This is a genomic window from Nostoc sp. JL23 (assembly GCF_017115065.1).
Taxonomy (GTDB): Bacteria; Cyanobacteriota; Cyanobacteriia; order Cyanobacteriales; family Nostocaceae; genus Nostoc; species Nostoc punctiforme_A.
Genome location: NZ_JABXKN010000034.1, coordinates 117,995 through 138,469 on the forward strand (window position 1 = coordinate 117,995; position 20,475 = coordinate 138,469).

At 43.2% G+C, this 20,475-nt stretch carries 18 protein-coding genes and 1 pseudogene; 10 read left to right on the forward strand and 9 right to left on the reverse strand.

From position 1 onward, the window contains the following. Nucleotides 1-24: 24 nt before the first annotated feature. Nucleotides 25-957 (reverse strand): alpha/beta fold hydrolase, encoded by a 933-nt coding sequence (locus tag HWQ42_RS06005; protein WP_292732153.1) that lies wholly within the window; start codon nt 955-957, stop codon nt 25-27. Between the two features lie 128 nt (nt 958-1,085). Next, on the reverse strand, nt 1,086-2,105 hold the full coding sequence (locus HWQ42_RS06010; RefSeq protein WP_292810182.1) for a saccharopine dehydrogenase-like oxidoreductase: 1,020 nt from the start codon (nt 2,103-2,105) through the stop codon (nt 1,086-1,088). A gap of 562 nt (nt 2,106-2,667) precedes the next feature. Here HWQ42_RS06010 and HWQ42_RS06015 point away from each other — a divergent pair. Next, nucleotides 2,668-2,760 (forward strand): annotated as a pseudogene (locus tag HWQ42_RS06015) (Uma2 family endonuclease); the annotation flags it as partial. 157 nt (nt 2,761-2,917) lie between these two features. On the opposite strand, the gene HWQ42_RS06020 reads toward HWQ42_RS06015, so the two are convergent. Beyond that, a complete protein-coding gene (locus HWQ42_RS06020) occupies nt 2,918-3,304 on the reverse strand; it encodes a VOC family protein (RefSeq protein ID WP_292810184.1) in 387 nt (128 codons plus the stop codon). Nucleotides 3,305-3,386: 82 nt separating this feature from the next. After that, nucleotides 3,387-3,551 carry a PEP-CTERM sorting domain-containing protein gene (locus HWQ42_RS06025; RefSeq protein ID WP_334812581.1) on the reverse strand — a complete coding sequence of 55 codons (165 nt, stop codon included), beginning with the start codon at nt 3,549-3,551 and terminating at the stop codon, nt 3,387-3,389. A gap of 258 nt (nt 3,552-3,809) precedes the next feature. On the opposite strand from HWQ42_RS06025, the gene HWQ42_RS06030 reads away from it, so the two are divergent. Next, complete coding sequence (locus HWQ42_RS06030) at nt 3,810-5,231, forward strand: esterase-like activity of phytase family protein (protein ID WP_292810186.1); 1,422 nt, start codon at nt 3,810-3,812, stop codon at nt 5,229-5,231. Between the two features lie 352 nt (nt 5,232-5,583). Further along, entirely contained in the window at nt 5,584-5,877 is a 294-nt protein-coding gene (locus tag HWQ42_RS06035) for a DUF433 domain-containing protein (protein WP_292810188.1), read from the forward strand. Between the two features lie 626 nt (nt 5,878-6,503). Here HWQ42_RS06035 and HWQ42_RS06040 read toward each other — a convergent pair. From HWQ42_RS06040 to HWQ42_RS06050, 3 genes are all read right to left on the reverse strand, one after another. Then, nucleotides 6,504-6,704 (reverse strand): hypothetical protein, encoded by a 201-nt coding sequence (locus HWQ42_RS06040; RefSeq protein ID WP_069072488.1) that lies wholly within the window; start codon nt 6,702-6,704, stop codon nt 6,504-6,506. A gap of 143 nt (nt 6,705-6,847) precedes the next feature. Continuing rightward, a complete protein-coding gene (locus tag HWQ42_RS06045) occupies nt 6,848-8,128 on the reverse strand; it encodes a VWA domain-containing protein (RefSeq protein WP_292810190.1) in 1,281 nt (426 codons plus the stop codon). Then, complete coding sequence (locus HWQ42_RS06050) at nt 8,125-9,381, reverse strand: VWA domain-containing protein (protein WP_292810192.1); 1,257 nt, start codon at nt 9,379-9,381, stop codon at nt 8,125-8,127. The genes HWQ42_RS06045 and HWQ42_RS06050 overlap by 4 nt, the downstream gene beginning before the upstream one ends. 238 nt (nt 9,382-9,619) lie before the next feature. Between HWQ42_RS06050 and HWQ42_RS06055 the strand changes: the two genes are divergently transcribed. The 3 genes from HWQ42_RS06055 (at nt 9,620) to HWQ42_RS06065 (ending at nt 11,931) form a co-directional block, all read left to right on the forward strand. Continuing rightward, nucleotides 9,620-10,282: an ATP-dependent Clp protease proteolytic subunit gene (locus tag HWQ42_RS06055; protein ID WP_292732139.1), complete on the forward strand. Its 663-nt coding sequence runs from the start codon at nt 9,620-9,622 to the stop codon at nt 10,280-10,282. A 120-nt stretch (nt 10,283-10,402) separates the two neighbouring features. Beyond that, nucleotides 10,403-11,014 carry an ATP-dependent Clp protease proteolytic subunit gene (locus tag HWQ42_RS06060; RefSeq protein ID WP_179067384.1) on the forward strand — a complete coding sequence of 204 codons (612 nt, stop codon included), beginning with the start codon at nt 10,403-10,405 and terminating at the stop codon, nt 11,012-11,014. Between the two features lie 293 nt (nt 11,015-11,307). Further along, nucleotides 11,308-11,931: a J domain-containing protein gene (locus HWQ42_RS06065; protein WP_292810194.1), complete on the forward strand. Its 624-nt coding sequence runs from the start codon at nt 11,308-11,310 to the stop codon at nt 11,929-11,931. Between the two features lie 946 nt (nt 11,932-12,877). Here the strand turns inward: HWQ42_RS06065 and HWQ42_RS06070 are convergent. Beyond that, nucleotides 12,878-14,080 (reverse strand): PLP-dependent aminotransferase family protein, encoded by a 1,203-nt coding sequence (locus tag HWQ42_RS06070; RefSeq protein ID WP_292810196.1) that lies wholly within the window; start codon nt 14,078-14,080, stop codon nt 12,878-12,880. Nucleotides 14,081-14,211: 131 nt separating this feature from the next. Here HWQ42_RS06070 and HWQ42_RS06075 point away from each other — a divergent pair, with 131 nt between their 5' ends. The 3 genes from HWQ42_RS06075 to HWQ42_RS06085 all read left to right on the forward strand — a co-directional run bounded on the left by HWQ42_RS06075 (nt 14,212) and on the right by HWQ42_RS06085 (nt 18,860). Beyond that, nucleotides 14,212-15,027: a basic amino acid ABC transporter substrate-binding protein gene (locus HWQ42_RS06075; protein ID WP_292810198.1), complete on the forward strand. Its 816-nt coding sequence runs from the start codon at nt 14,212-14,214 to the stop codon at nt 15,025-15,027. Between the two features lie 395 nt (nt 15,028-15,422). Further along, entirely contained in the window at nt 15,423-17,417 is a 1,995-nt protein-coding gene (locus tag HWQ42_RS06080) for a serine/threonine phosphatase (RefSeq protein WP_292810200.1), read from the forward strand. A gap of 156 nt (nt 17,418-17,573) precedes the next feature. Then, on the forward strand, nt 17,574-18,860 hold the full coding sequence (locus HWQ42_RS06085) for a protein kinase (RefSeq protein WP_292810202.1): 1,287 nt from the start codon (nt 17,574-17,576) through the stop codon (nt 18,858-18,860). Between the two features lie 77 nt (nt 18,861-18,937). Here HWQ42_RS06085 and HWQ42_RS06090 read toward each other — a convergent pair whose 3' ends face one another. After that, nucleotides 18,938-19,156 (reverse strand): DUF4327 family protein, encoded by a 219-nt coding sequence (locus tag HWQ42_RS06090; protein WP_012407469.1) that lies wholly within the window; start codon nt 19,154-19,156, stop codon nt 18,938-18,940. A 910-nt stretch (nt 19,157-20,066) separates the two neighbouring features. Here HWQ42_RS06090 and HWQ42_RS06095 point away from each other — a divergent pair. Further along, the gene (locus HWQ42_RS06095) at nt 20,067-20,465 is read left to right on the forward strand and encodes a tetratricopeptide repeat protein (RefSeq protein WP_292810204.1); all 399 of its coding nucleotides are present in this window, start codon (nt 20,067-20,069) and stop codon (nt 20,463-20,465) included. The last annotated feature ends 10 nt before the right edge of the window (nt 20,466-20,475 follow it).

Sequence of the window (20,475 nt, forward strand, 5' to 3'; positions counted from 1 at the left end):
GATCGCACCCCCATTGCATAATATTTAGGGAACAACCAATGGTTGGCGGTCGCCAATCCATCTTTCAATCCAATCTAAAATCGCTTGGTTAACTTGTTCTGGACATTCATCATGGGGACAATGCCCTACATCCTCTAGATTCAGCAGTTCCAACTTCTCGTTATATTGGGCAAATTGGCTAGCTAGTGCTGGCGGCACAAATCGGTCTTTTTGTCCCCAAATTAAAAGCATCGGAATTGTTAAGGTTGGTAATACTGTCTTGACACTGGGACTAAAATTAATTCCGATCGCAGCTTTGAATAAAGCACTAAATGCCCTCGCAGAACCCCGGTCTTGGGGAGGCCCTGCTAAAATTTCGATCAGTTCATCGGTAATCGCCTCTGGGTTAGCGTAGGCGAGACTAGCCCAGCGACGCAGCACCCCAGGACGGCGCACGAAGTTAAATACAGGTTTAAGTATCAACGGTGAAGCGACAACATTTTTAATTGCTGTTACCAGTGGGCGCAGCATAGGAGGAATTGCTTCTTGTTCTAATGACGGGTCTGGTAAACTCATCATCACCATACCCAGCACCATATCAGGGTGAGTGGCTGCGGCGGCCATAGATATTAGTGAACCGTTGGAATTGCCTATTAATATCGCTGGTTGACGGATAAATGTTTTCCAGAAATCGTAAACCTGTTCAACCCAGAGTTCGATGCTGTAATTAGCTGCGGCTTTTTCAGAAGCGCCAAAACCCAACATATCTATGGCGTAAACTGTGTGATGCTCACTCAACACCTCTAAATTATGTCGCCAATGGCCAATGGAAGCACCAAAGCCATGTAACAGAATTAGCGGTGTTGTATTGGGGTGACTTTGGCTAGGGCGAATGTAAGTGTAGCGGGTTTGCCAGCCACGCCAAATCCAATCTCTTTGATTACCAACCCGTTCCTGCCAGTGTACGGTAGTGGTCACACTTACCTCCGATTTATCAGCGTTGAAATTCTATTATAAGAATTGGGCATTGAGCATTGGGCGGGGTGCAGAGGGGAAAACTCTTGAACCTATTCCCCATTCCCCATGCCCCATGCCCTATCCCCTATTTACCTAACAAATTGAGGCATAATTTCAGCAGCGGTGAATATTCCATAGATGCCGCGTTGGTGCAATTGTCTACCAGCTTTGAGATAGCCAAAAGCAGGGCCGCAGACATTGGCTGCCATGCTGGTTTCATCTCCGAGAGTAAATGTATGGGTGGAAATCTTCCCTTCAAAGGTACGTCCTGTTACCTTAACATTGGTGCTGAGAGGCTTTTTGGGATTGCGGGTATCGACTACACCACCAACTGTAACGCGATCGCGCCCTACTATCCCGGCTACTTCTAACATCACATCATCAGCGTGTTCCATATTTGTCAAGGTCAGCACGCCATTAGTTTTATCTAGTAGCGCTTCTACTTCTGCGTCAGTCATCGCCCTAGCAACTTCCACTGTGTAACCAGGCATGTGGCCAATGTCTTCCCGAACAGTGGCGCGGTAAGCTTCCCAGTTAGCAATTCCCACCCCAAAGGTAATTTCAACTTGATGAATTTCGGCGTAGCTTTGGGCGGCTAAAGCTGCTGCTGCTGTTAACAGTCCAGGGGTAGCACCGCATCCTGTCATGTAAGTAATCCCGGCGGCTTGCAGTTCCTCTTTCATCGCTAGGAGTTGTTCTACAGCAGTGGTGCGTTTAATCGCATCTACTAGTACCCCACGCCAACCAGATTTGATAAATTCCTTGGCGACATTGGGAATAAAATCATTTGGCAGGTTGGGTAAAGCCAAAAAATACCCATCTACTTCCGCTATTTCGATTAAATCCTGAATACTTTGATTTGTTAATGTACCAATTGGCTCTAAATAACCCACCGAACCTTGGGACTGATAGGTTGCAATGGATGCTTCAGTATTTAAACCTTCGGCAGCATAAGCGTAGCCTTTTTGATCTGCTGCTGCGACTAAAATCATTTCTCGTTTGCCAGCAACTACCTTGGCGGCTGCTTGTCCGAGTCCGCCGAAACCCAGTACTCCCACACGTATCGCTGGCGAAATATTTAGAGAATTTTTGATTTGTTCAGAATTCATAGTCAATTCGTTAATTTGAATCAAAAGCCTTGATTATTCGGCATCTCAGCTTCCGGCTGGTAACTGGTGGCTGATGGCTGATAACTCAAAGCTATAGAGATTAATTATGATTCATTATCCTGGGTTCTTTGGCTGGATATTGCAGATATTTATCTACTAGCGATCGCTTTTGAGTTTTTTGACTGGGAATATACCAGATTTAAAGCAATGGTCGCAACTGGCAACCCAGAAGAAAGCTTAAGAATACTGACTAAACTTGACACTTTGACACAATAGAGTTTCTGGCACGATGATGCAAACACTCACGGAGGCGATCGCCTAAAGTGGTATGAACTTGTTAACATTCTGAGCATTATGAAGCGCATTTGCACTACAGTTAATATTTTTACAATAACTTCATTATCTGCTTTTATATTTGCTACCACCACTAATTTATTACTAGTGCAGATAGTCACAGCTAAACCAGTACAGACAAAAAAGCCAGTCAATCAACCAATACCATTCAACTCAAGAGTACGAATATATCCTGCAAATAATAGCTTACCAGCAAGTCGTTTGAAGCTATACTCAACAACAATACCGACTCAACCAATTAATTAACTCGCTACTTTTGCCCGGTATTAAACTTCGGTTAGATGACATTCTGCCTCGTTAAGTGTAGATGCAGAAGAAAATTTAGAAGTGTAGGCATAGTTTATGAATATAGAAATTTTGGCAATAAGAAACCGTATTAGACTGGTGCGTAGGCGTAGCCCATTTAGACATCGCTTCATTATCTATAGTGATAAAAGCTTTGTCTGTCAGCAGTAATTTTAACGCTCATAAATTTCTAATGGTAAATTGTCTGGGTCTTTAAAGAAAGTATATTTCTTGCCTGTAATTTCATCAACTCTGATATTTTCTACTTCTAACCCTTTTGATTTTAAATAAAAAACAGTTTCCTCTACATCCTCAACTTGAAAAGCAAGATGTCTTAAACCACAAGACTCTGGTTTACTAGGTCGTTCTGGAGGATTTGGGAAAGAGAATAGTTCGATTTGAGTATTTTCTGCAACTTTTAAATCTAATTTATAAGAATTTCTGGCGGCGCGAAAAGTCTCTTGAATAATCGAAAATCCTAAAGTTTCGACATAAAATGCTTTGGAGCGATCGTAGTCAGAACAAATAATCGCTACATGATGAATACCAGTGGTTTTCATTGGAGTTTTGCTTTTTTAATACAATTATTAAGAGAGTGTACGCAGGTGGAACCCAACCACATTACACCCTCTTAAGTCGAGGTTAAGCTTTAATGTTTTTGATTGATCTTACCTTTCTTTTCATGAACAAGCCAATAGTGCCAAGAAGAAGTGTGCTACCTAAAGTACTAGGTTCAGGTACTTGTCGATAAGAAACTATACCGGAATCGGAAGTTTCAGAGGAGACAGAAAATAATGTTCCAGTAATGTCGTAACTTTGGCTCTCCCAGAGTAGTTATGATAAAATAGTACGAAAAAGTCTTTACCAATTTTTATATATAACGTGGTTTTTATTTGTCTCTCGCTAGCAGATTTGGAATGCTACTAGTAAGAGTTTTATACAAACTTTAATATTCCTATTTAATCTAAGCTTAATTTTTGCTTAACCACTGGTAATAGATACTAAAAAAGTAAAAAAACTGACAATATTTTTTAATAAATACTGTCTTTTCGCAATAGAAGTGATATGCTCAACAAAAGTCTCATTTTGTCATTGTTGGTGTTATTTGCAATGGCTCCTGCCGCCAATGCAGAGGTTAAATTAATTGCAATTGGGAGCCTAGATGGCAAGATAGGCGATCGCTCCACCGAAACATCTGCTCTCCTTGAAAATGGCGTTCCGGGAAATCTCTTAGGTGGTCTAGGGTCGGGACTAGCCTACGCTGGTAATAATACCTTTATTGGTATCCCAGATCGAGGCCCAAATGCGGTGGCATACAACAGCGCTGTGAGTGATACAGCATCCTATATCAACCGTTTCCAAACTATCAAACTGAAACTTGTACCAAGCAAACTTGGTTCAGCGTTGCCTTTCACCCTTACCCCTTCCTTAATTAACACAACTCTGCTGTTCAGCAAAGACCCTCTTTACTACGGAAGTGGTACGGGATTAGGTGTACCTAGCGGTGTACCAGCCTTAAATACCAACAATAAAAACTATTTCACTGGACGCTCAGACAACTTCAACCCCACCCAAATCTCAACATATACCAACAATGCGCGTTTCGATCCTGAAGGGGTGCGTTTATCTAATAGTGGAGAGCAGATATTTATCTCGGATGAATACGGCCCTTATATATATGAATTTAATCGCAATACAGGTAAGCGGATGAGGGTCTTTAACTTACCTAGCAAGTTTGCAGTCAGCAACTTGAGTCCCGTTAGTGATACAGAGATTAGTGGTAACACGTCCGGTCGGGTTACGAACAAAGGTATGGAAGGGCTTGCAATTACTCCCAACGGTAAAACCCTGTTTGGCATTTTGCAAAGTCCCTTGCTCCAGGATGGTGGGACTAATGGTGCTTATACCAGAATTGTCAAGATTGACATCGCCACAGGTGCTACTCAGGAATACGCCTATCAGCTAGATAATATTGGTACGTCGGTTAAACCCAAGTATCCCACAGTCAGCGAGATTTTAGCCATTAGCGATCGCCAATTCCTAGTAGATGAACGCGATGGCAAGGGGTTTGGCGACGGCTCCAAGGCTGCCTTCAAGAAAATCTATCGGATCGATCTGACGAATGCTCCAGAAGTAAGCAATATTACCGGGGAAAACAACCTTGTTGGTAAGGCAGTAAGCAAGACCCTATTCCTTGATGTGGTAGCTGCACTAACTCAAAACGGCATAAAAGAAGAGGACATTCCTGCCAAACTTGAAGGTTTAGCTTTCGGAAAAGATGTGAAGATCAACGGAGTGGAAAAGCATACATTATTCATCGCCAATGACAACGATTTTCTTGGTACTTTAGCGCCGGATACTTACCATTTGACAAGTGTTGACAACCCAAACAAGTTTTTCGTTTTTGCAGTTGACAGTACCGATCTGCCGGGTTTCATAGCGCAGAAGATCAAAGGGAAAGACGAGGATAGCAGAGGTGATGATTGATATTCGGTTTAGTTGATATTTAATAGACATCTGGTGAAAAAGAACGTAGAGACGTAGCAGTGCTACGTCTCTACAAGGGTTCTGGGTAACGCATATTTAATTTCACCAGATGTCTAATCATTAGAAGCTGTTAGAGTAGGCAAAATGCCCACTCTACATGCTTAACTATTTTCGCTTGTTTACTAGTTTATTTAAGTAAGTCACGCATTGATTTCGGTGTATCGTTTATTTGTAGTTAATTATTTCTTTCTTTCCCTTACCCATGCAGAAACCGCTATAATGCCTAAATAATGTTAATTAATAATTTGCTTATAAAATTGGGCGCAAGTAAGAAACTAAAATAAGCAATGGCATGAAATTAGATCGCATCACTAGCAATCCTAATCGCATGAATGGACAAGCTTGTATCCGTAATCTTCGCCTTACCGTTCGTCGGGTGATTGAGTTATTAGCTACCTACCCTAATCGAGAAGAACTGCGCCAGGAGTTTCCCGAATTAGAAGATGAAGATATTCAGCAAGCCTTAATTTTTGCATCCTCCTACTTGGATGATCGCATCATTGAACTACCTAACCACTATGAAGCCTTTACAGTTGAGCCAAGCCGTATTCGTATCCGTCGTTTAGCATTTTTGCCTGATGTCTAAACTTTCGCATATTTAACTTAAATTTATATTTAATCAGCAAAAAGGCATATTACTTTCTCAAAACTTCATATTTAATAAGCAAAAAGCCATATTGCTTACTCAAAATGGCGTTTTACTTTCTCAAACCCCAGTTTGCTTTCTCATTTTAGTGTTTTCCGCAAGTAAAAAGAGCTTTTACTTTCTCAAACCCCAGTTTGCTTTCTCATTTTGGTGTTTTCCGCAAGCAAAAAGAGCTTTTACTTTTTCAAACCCCAATTTGCTTGTTTATTTAAGTAATTTCCGCATTCATTCTGGTATATCGTTAAGCCGTTAGCTTGCGATGCCTGCGGCGGGCGTAGCCATCGCTTCATTCAGCAAAAATCCTTCAATTGTTGCTTACTATATAGATTTCATCCCTAGACATTAATATTGTCACCTAGTTATATTTAACTTTTCAGCCCATTCTCTTTATGTTGGAAAAATTGAAGCATCTGCGACACTTGGTAAAGTTAAAACCGATTCGTAATTATACTAATAAATTTATTTACCCTTATCTAAAATTTTTAGTTTTTAGCATTATTCTGCTGAGTTTATTTGTTGGTCGTCAAAAAGCCACTACAGCAGAATATGGGTGTCTATGAAGTAGCTCATTCCCATTGCTGGAGTTCATCTTCTGGCAGTGGTTCAAAGAAAGCATCGCCGAGTTGTCCTTTTAATAAACCAGGGGTGCGAGGTTGTGTACGTTCTTGACTTAAACCTAGCCGAAAGTAGTGAATTAGGTCATAAATTTCTGCTAGTTTGTCTTCAGGGATGTCTTGCAATTCTTGGACAATCTTCTGGATCAGCATAAGTCAAACTCTTCGGTGGTTGTTAATTAATAAGTTAGGAATATGCGACTATTTTGTTGCTCAATAGAGGAATAAAATATTTTTCTCGCTTTGCACCTTGGCGTGAAACTTTTACACCGTTAATCAGCAACGTTGAATTTTTACTATTCCTGTAAAACGGTTTTTGATGCAATTCTAGTTTTCTTGAGGTCTGCTTCGGAAAGTTCTTCTCCAGCTTGCAGACGAGTAGCGGAAGTTTGCAACACTGTCGCCGCCCCTTTATCTCCAATTTGTAAAGCAGTTTTGGCAGCTGTTTGTAGCATTGTAGCTGCACCAGTGCGATCGCCTTGTTGCAATTTCGCCTCGGCTAACTGGGTCTGACGATACTTCGCTAATGCTAAAATAGACTTCTGTACCTGGGGATTAGATGTCGGTTGATACGCCCGCACTACATCTGCATACACCGGCATCAAGGGCGAAAGTAAACCTTCTTCGTTAACCAACGGGTTATCATAACGGATTTGTAGATGAGCGATCGCTTGTTTACCTTCTGGCAATTGTCCCAGATAAATGTTCGCTAAAACTACCCGTTCTACATCCTGCATCAAATCTCCCAAACGTATAGCAAAGCTACCATCAGCTTCGGGTTCCACTGGTAACTCGATTGTGTCTGGGGCAACTTGGGCAATGGGTTTCAATTCTGCTAGTCGGACATTAGGCACTAGAGATAACAGCAAGTAAGCATTAGTTAACCCAATCGACTGAATCCGTCCAAACAGTCGGCTAAATTGCTCCACAGCTTGTTCAGGACGTTCAATATGGGCTAAAGTCCCACCACCGACATCAGCAATTTTTTCTAGCAAATCCTGATTCCAGCTATTACCAAATCCGAAAGTGTTGATAGTTAGGTTAAGTTTGGCAGCCTTTTGCGCCAGTTTGAGACAGCGCTTATTGTCATCTCGCCCAATATCCCATTTCCAAATCCGCAAACCACTTTCACCATGCCCATCCGTTAGCAGAAACGCCTGGGAAACAGCGCCTCTTGTACCCTTCATCAGTTCTGTAATTCCCAGTTCCAAACCGTCAGCGATCGCAGTACCGCCGCTAGCAGTCAGTTTGCTTTTAATTTGAGATTTGATGCTTTCGGGGTCTTCGATCGCTTGGTTGGGGATAATGACTTCCGCAGTGCCGGAAAAAGCCACAACTGAAATGCGATCGCCTACTTTCAACCGATCGATTACTCCTTCCACCGCCTGGATCACCGTTTTAATTGGTTGTCCATGCATGGAACCACTTTTATCCAAAATCAAGCAGAGATTAAGAGGGAGATTTTGATCGGACTCACCAGCGATCGCAAAAATCGTCATTGCTAGTTGACGTTGGCTACTTGTTTGAGCCACATCAACATTATTGTCATTTAACGCCGAGAGCAATTTAACTTTCATTGCGGAGGGGTATCTTGCAAAACTGTTTTGGAGACAATTCTGGTTTTCTTGCGATCGCTTTCAGATAAATCTCCACCAGATTGTAGCTGGGTGGCAGAAGTTTGCAACACCGTCGCCGCCCCAGTATCCCCCATTTGCAACGCAGTTTTCGCAGCCGTTTGTAACATCGTCGCTGCACCAGAGCGATCGCCCTGTTGCAATTTCGTTTCGGCTAGCTGGGTTTGGCGATACTTAGCTAATGCCAAAATAGACTGTTGTACCTGGGGATTCGGGTCTGCTTGGTAATTTTTCACTACATGGGCATAAACAGGGATATTTGGTGTAACTAAACCTACTTTGTTGGCAGCTGGATCGTCGTAGCGGACTTGCACATTAGCGATCGCTTGTTCACCTGCTGGCAATTGTCCCAAATAAATATTAGCTAAGATTACCCGTTCTGCATCTTTCATTAAATCTCCCAACCGCACAGCGAAACGTCCATCAGTTTCTTGTTGCAGTGGTAACTCGATTGTGTCTGGGGAAACTTGGGCGATAGGTTTGAGTTCCGCTAGCCGGACATAGGGCATCAGGGAGAATAAGAGATAAGCATTAGTCAATCCCACAGTTTGAATACGGCTGAACAGGCGATTAAACTCTTCCTCTGCCTGTTCGGGTTTTTGAATATAAGATAAAGTACCTAAGCCAGCATCGGCAATTTTTTCTAAAACATCTTGGTTCCAGTTGTCACCAAATCCCAAAGTATTCAAAGTCAAATTATAGCTAGCAGCCAATTGGGCAAATTTCAAACAGCGATTGTTATCACCGTGTTCATTTTCCCCGTCGGTTAACAAAAAAGCTTGGGAAACAGTATCTTTTTTGCCCTTCGCCAACTCCTCAATCCCCAAGCGCAACCCTTCATCAATCGCAGTTCCACCATCGGCGGCTAGGCGATTAATTTGCTGTTTGATTTTCTCTGGATTTTCGACACTTTGACTGGGTACTAAGACTTTGGCACGGTGATCGAAAACTACCACACTGAGGCGATCACCGGGATTAAGTCTATCTACCAGACGATTCGCTGCTTTTTTGACCGTTTCTAGCGATCGCCCGTTCATCGAACCACTATGATCGAGAATTAAGCATAAATTCAAGGGTACATGGCGGTCTTGAGTCTCTGCGATCGCCGAAATCGAAATTCCCAACTGACGTTGACTGTTCAGTTGATTTGCGTCCAAATTACCATCATTCAAGGCAGGCTGCAAATTAACCTTCATAACTCAGAGTCCCTATTCAGGATATACATATTAAAAAATAACTTCAAAGCACTACTTTAGCTCTACGGAAAACCTATCCAACACAAATACACTAATATAATCAGAATATCTTAGAAGCCAAGCATTGGCAGATGCGAAGCCACCTTCAGCATTAGGGAGAAATCCGCACCTTGAGGAAGGGTGGCATCGCGCTAGGATGTATTACAGTTAACGGCATAGTTTCAGGCGATCAGTTGCTATGGACATTTCCCCAATTAAGGCTGTTCAAGCCCCATATTACGGCGATAACTTTTACCGGACACCACCGCCAGATTTACCTTCCCTTTTATTGAAGGAGCGAATCGTCTATATTGGGATGCCACTGGTGCCTGCTGTTACGGAATTAATCGTGGCCGAATTGCTGTTTTTGCAATCCGACGACCCCGACAAACCGATTAAAATCTATATCAACTCCACCGGCACTTCCGGTTACAGTGGCGAACCCATTGGCTTTGAAACCGAAGCCTTCGCCATCTATGACACCATGAAATATATCAAACCTCCTATCCACACCATCTGCGTCGGTTCGGCGATGGGTATGGCAGCGATGCTTCTCAGTGCTGGTACAAAAGGTTGCCGCGCTAGTTTGCCTCACTCCTCGATTATCCTGCATCAGCCCAAGAGCTACGCCCAAGGTCAAGCAACGGATATTCAAATTCGCGCCAGGGAAGTTTTGGTAAATAAAGGGGCCTTAGTTGATATCTTACATCGCACCACTGGACAGGCTCCAGAAAAAATTACTAAAGACATGGATAGGTTGTTATATTTAACACCCTACGAAGCGAAGGAATACGGGCTAATTGACCGAGTTTTTGAGAAAGAAGAACTCGCAAATCCCCCACTCCCTGCCAGTGTTCTTTAATTTGTCATTCGTCCTTTGTCCTTCGTCCTTTGTTAATAACTAAAAATTATTAATGACCAATGACTACTGACTAATGACTAATGACCAATGACTAATGACTAATTAAAAACGGAGTAAATTATGCCTATAGGCGTTCCTAAAGTTCCTTACCGGATGCCCGGTGGACAATATACAGATTGGATTAGCATCTACGATCGCCTTTATCGGGAAAGGATTATTTTCTTGGGGCGAGATATTGATGATGAAATTGCCAATCAAATTATTGCTGTAATGCTGTATCTGGATTCAGACGATCCAGGTAAAGATATTTATTTATACATCAATTCCCCAGGTGGAATGGTTACATCTGGCATGGCTATTTTTGACACCATGCAACATATCAAATCAGATGTGGTAACTATTTGCGTGGGATTAGCTGCTTCAATGGGGTCTTTCCTGCTGGCAGCTGGCACCAAAGGCAAACGGTTAGCATTGCCTCACTCGCGGATTATGATTCACCAGCCTTCAGGTGGCACTCGCGGACAAGCAACCGATATCGAAATTGAAGCTAGAGAGATTCTGCGGATTCGTCACCAGCTCAATGGCATTTATGCCGATAAAACCGGTCAGACCATAGAAAAGATTGAAAAAGATATGGATCGTGACTTTTTCATGTCTGCTGAAGAAGCAAAAGAATACGGTTTAATTGACCGTGTGATTGAAGAACGAACCTCGGTAATAACTGGGGAGTAGGAAGGTAGAGGGGCAGAGGAGCAGAGGAGACAAGGGGGACAAGGGGGACAATGAGGACAAAGGGGACAAAGGGTAATTATTGAACAAGTCTCTCCCTTGTCTCCCCCCTCTTCCTTGTCTACCTTGTCTCTTCTCAATGCTCAATGCCCAATGCCCAATGCCCTTTTATGAAAAAACTGTCAACATTGAACTTTAAAATAGAAAATTAGCCCTTATCATTAATAGTCCGGGCTTGAAGCTGATACTGACAGATAATAGCCAATAGCGAAATATTCGATAGCTGATAGCTCAAGATGGATCTTGGAGATTGCTACCGTTTACTAGGTTTAAGATCGGGAGCTTCTTTTGCTGACATCAAAGCGTCTTACCGACGACTGGCGCAGCAATATCATCCCGATATCAACCCAGATGACAACAAAGCCAAAGATAAGTTTATTGCCTTGACAGAGGCCTACAAACTCCTGCTGACGGTAGTACTACCAGAGGAAATTGGCGCACATTCAAGTCAGGTGTCAACGTCTGGACGTGACAACGCCAAGGCAACGCAGCGGCAGAAAACACCAGTTACAACGGTGACAAGCCAAGAATCAGGGAAACCAAAGCCGCCGAATCTGTTGGAAATAGAAGAACGGCTGAAGTGGAAGACTTATGAGCAATTGCAGCGATTTTTGCAAGAAAGACGATTTCCGCAAGCGATCGCCCTGGCGGAAGCTTTAGCAGATCGGTTGTCAACAGATGCAGAAGTTCGCCAATGGCTAGCGATCGCCTATCAAATTTGGGGACGGGCGCTAATTTCCGAAAAACAACTACTCAAAGCCAAAATTTATCTCAAAAAAGCTTTGAAAACAGATCCTCATAATAAAAGTCTCTGGTATGAAGTCCAGCGGGATTTCCAGCGCTTGGAACAAATTTTTTAAAGATTCAGAATTAGCTCTTTCAAGACGGGTAAAATTTTTGGACAATCATTGTTCTTATTTCTGTGTTATCTGGGACTAATGCAGTTAAATAAATTCCCAAAAAAATGCTGAGTCACCTTAAAAGGGCTGGTTCTGAGTATAAAACTTTGACCAAAAACCTTGATTTTCGGATTCTGTTAGAAAATAAACGCTTCAATTATCGCTTTATTCACCGTTGAAAAATAAGCTCTTATTTTTCTTTTATCAGAGTAATTAAACAGGGTTAATTACTTTAGACTTTTGTTACATACTTGGAAATTTTTTTGCCTACTTACTATAAATAGTTAATCTAGTAAATAAATATAAAATTGAATTTGGAAACCACTCATGGCGATCAGAATAATCACCAGGGTTGTCGGCCTATTCACCTCCACATCGCTAGCGTTTGCGACCGTTGCTCAGGCTGCGCCTTTTAACAGTCCGGGCTATCCAAACTACCCTTATGAAGGTCGCTACCCGGAGTCCACGCCCTGCCGTTACAACCTCCAACAGAGTAAGAGGGCAACCTGGGCTGGAAGCAACATAACGCTGAAGTACTTCTACAGCGGCCAATGCGGTTCATTCGCGCGAATCGACAACGCGCCGCCTTACTGCAAAGTCTACCTTGATCGCACCCGGAGCAGTAACCCCAAGCCCACCAGTTGGGACTATGTTGGCGAGACCGTCGATCCGGGCATTAACTTTGCCTACACGAAGGTTGGCAATAACCTCAGTGGACGGCTCTCCCGCGCTGCCCTCGTCTGCGGCACTGGAACCGTCGTAACCCGGACTAACTGGTACTGAGCCTACTTTTTACGGGATGTGGAAAGGTGAGAGTAGTTAGCGAATTGCTACGGCTCGTAATTTGGAAAATCCGATCTAAGGAAACCTTAGATCGGACTTTCCACAAAATCTAAAATTGGTACGATTATCGTTGCCATCCGTGCAACACTGCTCCCAAAGTAGCGATTCCCTCAAGAATCTTCTCGGTTGTTTGAAAGCTAAAAGCTAACCTAATGGCATCATCTCCCTGTCCATCGGCATAGCAGCTAGTCCCTGGTAAAAAACTGACGCCGTGTTCACTAGCAGCAGTTAGGAGGGCTTTGGCGCTGATGTCTGGCGGCAATTTACACCAAACGAAAAAGCCCCCACCTGGTCGCAAAGCAACTACATCACTGGGAAACTCATGAGCGATCGCTTCTAACAACAAATTACACTTATGCTTGTAGCAGGCGATTAGCTCCTGAATGTGATAATCTAGTTTGCCTGTAGCACAGTAGCGGCCAACCACATGGCTGACAAATGGCCCCACAGGTCCTTCACTTTTGAACATTGCCAACCGCTCAATAATTGCTCGATTGCCACAAGCCCAGCCGAGCCTGATACCAGGTGCAATGATTTTTGAGAAGGTATTCACGTATAACACCCACCCCTCCTTGTCAAGGCTTGCCAAGGATGGCATAACTTCGCCTTGAAAGCGCAAATCGCTGTAGGCATCGTCTTCTACCACCAACACGCCATACTCAGCCGCTAACGCTACCAGTTTTTGGCGGCGAGATAATGACATAGTAGTGCCTGTGGGATTATGAAAAGTAGGGATAGTGTAAATAAACCTGGGTCGAATACCCCGTTTTTTCAACTCGCTTAAAGTTTCTTCTAACGCATCTACATCCATTCCCATCTCATCAACAGGAATAGTAATCAGGCGTGCGCCAGCCTGGACAAATCTACTAACTACTCCCAAGAAGGTTGGCCCTTCCACAATTACTACATCACCAGGTTCGACAAACACATCTGGTAGCAAGCCCAAAATCTGACCGGAACCGTAGCCAATAATCACGCGATCGCGATCGGCAGGGATTCCTTGAGCTTGCAAGCGGAGAATTATTTGTTCATAAAGTTGGGCTGAAGGTGGCCCGTAATTGAGAGCGATCGGAGCTTCTTCTGCCAGTACAGCCGCACTTGCAGCAGACAAGTCAGCATGGGGAAAGAGAATTGGGTCAGCCAGACCATAGGCAAAGCTGACGGTAATGATTTTGGTTAACTCAGTGCCGTAAGTTGGGGGTGTCAGATTTCTAGCTCTTTCGGCAAACAAATCAGTAATTTGGTAAGCAGAAGTGGTAGGAGCCATAAGTAATTAAAAATTGGGAGTCAGAATATAGAACGCACACAAAGGCAATTGGCGAAAACTTATACGTATGTATTCTTTCTTATAACATCATGACAAGTATTGTAAATATTGATTACTAGAACAAAATTACTATGGTGAAATTAATTAACTTCAAGTGGCAGCAGCTAATTCTTAGCTTAGGCTGCCTACTACTGATTATTGGCTGTCAGAGTTTATATCCCGCTACTAACCCAGACGCTAAACCTCTCAAGGTGGCCACAGACCCCACCTTTGTCCCTTTTGAATTCCAAACAGCTGACGGTAAGTTAGAAGGTTTTGATATTGATTTGATGAATGCGTTGGCGTCGCCCGCCGCAGGCATTGCTAAAGTAGGAGGTTTTGCAGTCCAGTTTGAAAGTCTGCCCTTTGATGGCATGATCTCGACTTTGCAAGCTAAAAGAGTCGATGCAGCAATTAGCGGAATCACAATTACCGCCGAACGCCTGAAAACAATTGCTTTTTCACGACCTTATTTTAAAGCCGGACTAGCGATCGCTGTCCGCGATGACAATCAAAATATTAAAGACTTCAATAGTCTCAAAGGCAAAAAAATTGCTGTCCAAATTGGTTCCACTGGGGCAGATTTTGCCAAAACCATCCCCAACGCCAAAATTAGTACTTTTAATTCTGGGCCAGAATTTTTTCAAGACTTACTCAATGGCAACGTTGATGCTGTGGTTAGCGATGCTTTTGCGACTTTGTATGCGATTAAAAATGGCAAACTCAAAGGCATTAAAGTTGTTGCGGATTTGCTTACCCAAGAATACTACGGGATTGCTATGCCCAAGGATTCACCCCATTTGGATGCAATTAACAAAGGTTTAGCAACTTTGTTATCCAATGGCACTTACAAGCAAATTTATCAAAAATGGTTTAAAGTTGAACCTCCACAATTGCCAGACTCTTGACAATTAGGTATTGGGCATTGGGCATTGGGCATGGGGCATTGAAAAGATACAAGGAAGAGGAGGAGATAAGGGAAAGACTTGTTCAATAATTACCCCTTGTCCTCATTGTCCCCCTTGTCTCCTCATCTCCCCTGCTCCCCTGCTCCCCTGCTTCTTCCTCATCCCCATCATCTTCTCCATTCCCTATGCCCCATGCCCCATGACCAATTCCCCATTTCTAAGGAATTGCCTGACAATATATGAAATATTTATCTAATATGCGTCACAATTAATACTGCCACCAAAATTCATTGAGAAACTACAATCTACTGTAGTCAGGGACAGCCAATTGTGGCACCTTGGATTTTAGTAGCTAGAAGCACCTTGGAACGAATGGGAATAAAGGAACTTCCACTATGCTGATTTGCCCTCAGTGTAAATTTGAAAACCCCAATAGCAACAAATTCTGTCAAAACTGTGGCACATCCCTGACTCATAAGGTCTGTCCTGAATGCAGTACCGATGATGTACCTGTGAATGCACTACGTTGTCATAACTGTGACACAGAATGTGGAACAGTGTTTTGGGCAATTATTGCTAAAGAAACGACTGGGGAAGCTTTGAGAGGAGAAGGGGATGTAGGAGATGTGGGAGGTGAGGGAGATGAGCAAGCAATACCCTCCTCATCTCCTCTATCGCCTAGTTCTCAAATGACATTAGGCTCCTATTTAGATTCCCAAGAGCGCTATCAATTGTTAGATCCGCTACCTACTCAAACGGAAACTGCCATTATTGCTGATGTAGGTGTGAGAGTTCTAGACTGCCAGCCGTATCAAATATCACCGATTGAGGCAATCCTAGAAAGTCAGGAATCAGATTTGCTAACACCGTCAGTGGAAACGAGTAAGATTCCTCACCTTGCTAAACTTTATATTGCTTTACAATCCCAAGGTGAGCGGGGGATACCGTCGATTCAGGACGCATGGCAGCAAGGTGATATACAGGTATTAATAATCGAAAACCGCTCGGCGTGGCAGCATTTACTCGACCTGTGGCAAGAAGAAACAACCAGTTCGTTAAAAATTCTACACTGGTGTTATGAAATGACCCAGCTTTGGGCAGTATTGGAACCAGTAAATTGTCGTCAAAGCCTGTTAGATTTGTCGAATTTGCGATTGGATGAAGACCAAACGTTGGCACTACAAAGGTTATATGTGGAATCACCGAATTCTCAACCCGCCACGGAGTCGCCAGAAGATGGCCAAAGCCAAACATCTACTATTCCAGAGGAGCCATTAACTATCCAAGCTTTGGGAAGGGTTTGGCAAGCACTATTTAGACAGTCGCAACGGACTCAATTTGGCTCTGTAGTTCAGATGTTGGGGGATTTAGAGGTAGGTAAAATTCAGACGATTGCCCAATTGCGATCGCGTTTGGAGGAAATTTCTATTGAACTGGAAGCACTAGGAACCGCAACTTTGCCGCCAATACAGGAGAAAAATACTGCTGTGTCCACTATCCCGCAATCAAATGAGTTAAAAGATATCATTAGCAAAACTGATGATATGCCAACTGTTGTGCTGGCGATGCAGTTAAGTAGCTTAGAAGATGCCGGACGCACAGATGTGGGGCGTCAACGTCATCATAACGAGGACTACTTTGGCATCGAAACCAAAATTCAGAAACTGGAGTTCCCTAGAAGTCGAGTTCTAGAAGGGCATGGTTTGTATATTCTTTGTGATGGTATGGGTGGACACGCTGGCGGCGAGATAGCTAGCGAGTTAGCAGTTAATACCCTACGGCAATACTTTCAAGAACACTGGATTGCCAACCAGCTGCCAACAGAAGATAGCATTCGTGAGGCAGTGTATTTAGCTAATGAGGCGATTTACAAGCTCAATCAACAAGATGCTCGTTCTGGAGTTGGGCGTATGGGTACAACTTTGGTAATGCTTTTAATTCAAGATACTCAAGCAGCAGTTGCTCATGTGGGAGATAGCCGTCTCTATCGCCTGACGCGTAAGCAGGGACTAGAACAAGTCACAGTAGATCACGAAGTTGGGCAACGGGAAATTAACCGAGGAGTGGAAGCAGCCATAGCTTACGCCCGTCCAGATGCCTACCAACTTACCCAAGCCTTGGGGCCTCGTGATGAAAACTCGATTAATCCCGACGTAGGCTTTTTCGACATCAACGAAGATACTCTTCTGCTGTTGGCATCGGACGGTCTATCAGATAATGATTTACTAGAAACCCATTGGCAGACTCACTTAGAACCCTTACTTAGTTCTGGTGCTAACTTAGAACGGGGTGTTACAGATTTAATTGATTTGGCAAATCAACACAACGGTCACGACAATATTACTGGTATACTTATTCGGGCAAAAGTACGCCCAAATCTAGAAAGTTAATCATAAATGGGCATGGGGAAGAAGCAGGGGAGCAGGGGAGCAGAGGAGAAGTTGCAGTAAATTTTTCCCCTCTGCATCTCTGCCTCTTGTGCCCAATGCCCAATGCCCAATGCCCCATTCCCCATTCCCTAATCCATTTACCTTGTAGGTTGTATTGTGGTTAGTCTGACCCTGTTAGAACCGCAACAGAAAACGCCCCTCCAGCAGTGGTGCTTTGAGAACTCCTCCATAATTCGGATTGGTCGAGCGGCAGATAATCACGTTGTTTTAAATGATAGTTTAGTTTCGCGGCATCATCTAGAACTGAGAAAAGTCGGTGACGCTAGCAATGGCCATGCTTGGCATCTGATTAGTCAGGGTACAAATGGGACTTTTCTCAACGGTATCCTTGTACTTCAGAGTCCGTTGCCAGATAATTCCCTTTTGCAATTGGCACAGGGAGGCCCAATACTGCAATTCCAAATTCAGGAGGTAACAGTACTGGAAACTGGTTTGCGATCGCAGCAACAAATACAAGGGACAGAAGAAAACGCCGCTGAGACACTTTACTCAGCAAGAAATCTGGCAAATATATCTTCAACTTGCACGCACGAAGGCAACTCTCCAAACAATCTGTTTTGCATCCACTGCGGTCAACCTCTCTCAGTCCAACAGAGAATTCGCCATTATCAGGTGTTGCGAACTCTCGGACAAGGAGGTATGGGTACTACCTATCTTGCTTGGGATGAGGCTGGTCTGATTGCGGGTATGCCACAACTGCTAGTGTTGAAGCAAATGAATGCTGATATGCTGAAAATTGTCAAAGCTCAAGAGTTATTTGAGCGAGAGGCGCATACTCTCAAATCTCTTAACCATCCTGGAATTCCCAAGTATTACGACTTCTTTGTAGAAGGCGGAAAAAAATACTTGGCAATGGAATTAATCCACGGACAAGATTTGGAGAAACGGGTCTATACCACTGGCCCAGTGACACCAAACCAAGCGATCGCTTGGATGATCCAAACCTGCGATATTTTAGACTATCTTCATAGCCAAGAGCCTCCACTGATTCACCGCGATATCAAACCCGCCAATTTAATGGTGCGAAGTTCAGAAAATCGCATCGTGGTGCTAGATTTTGGCGCAGTTAAAGAAATTGGCACAGCGCCTGGTACTCGAATTGGTGCAGAAGGTTACTGCGCTCCTGAACAAGAACGAGGACAACCTTTGACTCAATCTGATTTGTATGCAATTGGGCCAACGCTGATTTTTCTGCTCACAGGCGAAAACCCTTTTAAGTATTACCGCCAACGAGGGCGAAACTTCAGGTTTGATGTGGCAAAAGTTCCCACCATTAGTTCCCAATTAAGAGATGTTATTGATCGCGTTACAGAACCATTGCCACGCGATCGCTATCAAAATGCAAAGGAATTGGCTGCGGCTTTAGCTGCCTGTAAAGTCTAGAGAGTCGGGAGTGTGTAGAGACGCGATTAATCGTGTCTAGGGAGTGGTGAATATTAAAAATTCCCATTCCCTATTCCCTACTCTTCATCCCAAGTTTCTACAGCTAGCAATTCACTAACTGGGTCTTGCATACTAAAGCCAAAGTCAAGCAGTTCCTGTTTCCAGTGCTGCCATTCATTACCATAGAGCAAAGCGATTTTCCAGATGCTATCGCTTGGCTTGATAATATTCGATTCTATGAGTGATTGCACATTGCGCTGCAATTTCACCATTGGGTGAATCACTTGCTGAGTCATAACCTCGATTGAATTCTGATTTTGTGGGTAAATGCTTAATTAAAACTGCTTCCCATTCTGCAATTGTTGCCGGCCCGTAGAGTGGTGTAATTTGGTAAAGCTAGTCTTAACTTTTTAACTATACCATAACAAACTCTACTAAGTTACTGGTAAATTCGGTTTTGTACGGTAATTACCACCAGAAAATCCTAATTTTACCAAGCAATCCTTAAACTTTTTGCAGAAGCCAGACAAAAATATAGGCAGAAGGGGTAAGGGATATTTATATTTCCCCTTTTTCCTTTAACCTTTGCCCCTTTTGTTTTTCCTCTTTATCTCTACCTTTTTTTCACAAGGGTGCAACACTACCTTTCGTAAGATATCTATTGTGGACGCCGAGCAGAATAATTAGTCCTCAAGGAAGTTCCACTAAGTAGTGTGACTGAGGACTACTGGGAAAATTCTGTTTGTTTAAATTAGGGAAAATATGCTTGCTTGTTGAAGAAGCTATAGGATACGAGCTAGTTTGAAAGTTGATGACTGACAGGGAAATTTGCAATTGAGTAGAGATATCTACTCTTTCTGTTGATTTAAATGTTATTTACAATATCGCAAACATCTGGCTTTAGGTAAAATAATTGCAAATCTTTATATAGTTTTAATATTTTGCTCAGATAATTAAGACCTGTTAGGGCGCAGGGTAGGGTTTTGCTTTGAGCTATGGGAGCGATGCCTACGGCGGTAAACTACGCATGGCAAAATTGCTGGTTTAACATGGGTTTAACATAAATTCCTCCATCTTCAGAGTCAATATTTGAAGTTTGTGTAAAAAATTTTTAGCGAGGATGTTAGTTTCTGTTGAACAGATGGGTATCCTCAGAACGGGAGGCTTGCTGATACCTAAGCATTTACCGCAGCAAGTATGTGAGGCATGGCTGGTTCAGACGAAGAATACCTAATTACCCGCAAAAAGAAGATTCAGCGGCGACAAAAGATTGTCACGATAGTGTCGATGTTCTCGTTTTTTGGTTCTACGGTATTTGCAGTTATTCCGGCAATCCAACAGGCTACTCAACCTAAGCCAGCAACTGCGTCTGCTTCTCCTGAGTCAGGATTGCTGCAACAGGCGCGGGGCTACGAGTTGGTTTTACAACGGGAACCAGAAAACCAACTTGCTTTAGAGAAACTGTCTGTGCTGCGGTTGCAATTAAAGGATACGAAAGGTGCGATGGAACCTTTGGAGAAGCTAGTGAAGTTGCATCCCGATCGGCAAGATTACAAAGTTGTATTAGAGAAGATTAAGAAGCAACAGGGAAATAGCGATCGCTAGAGTAAACAAT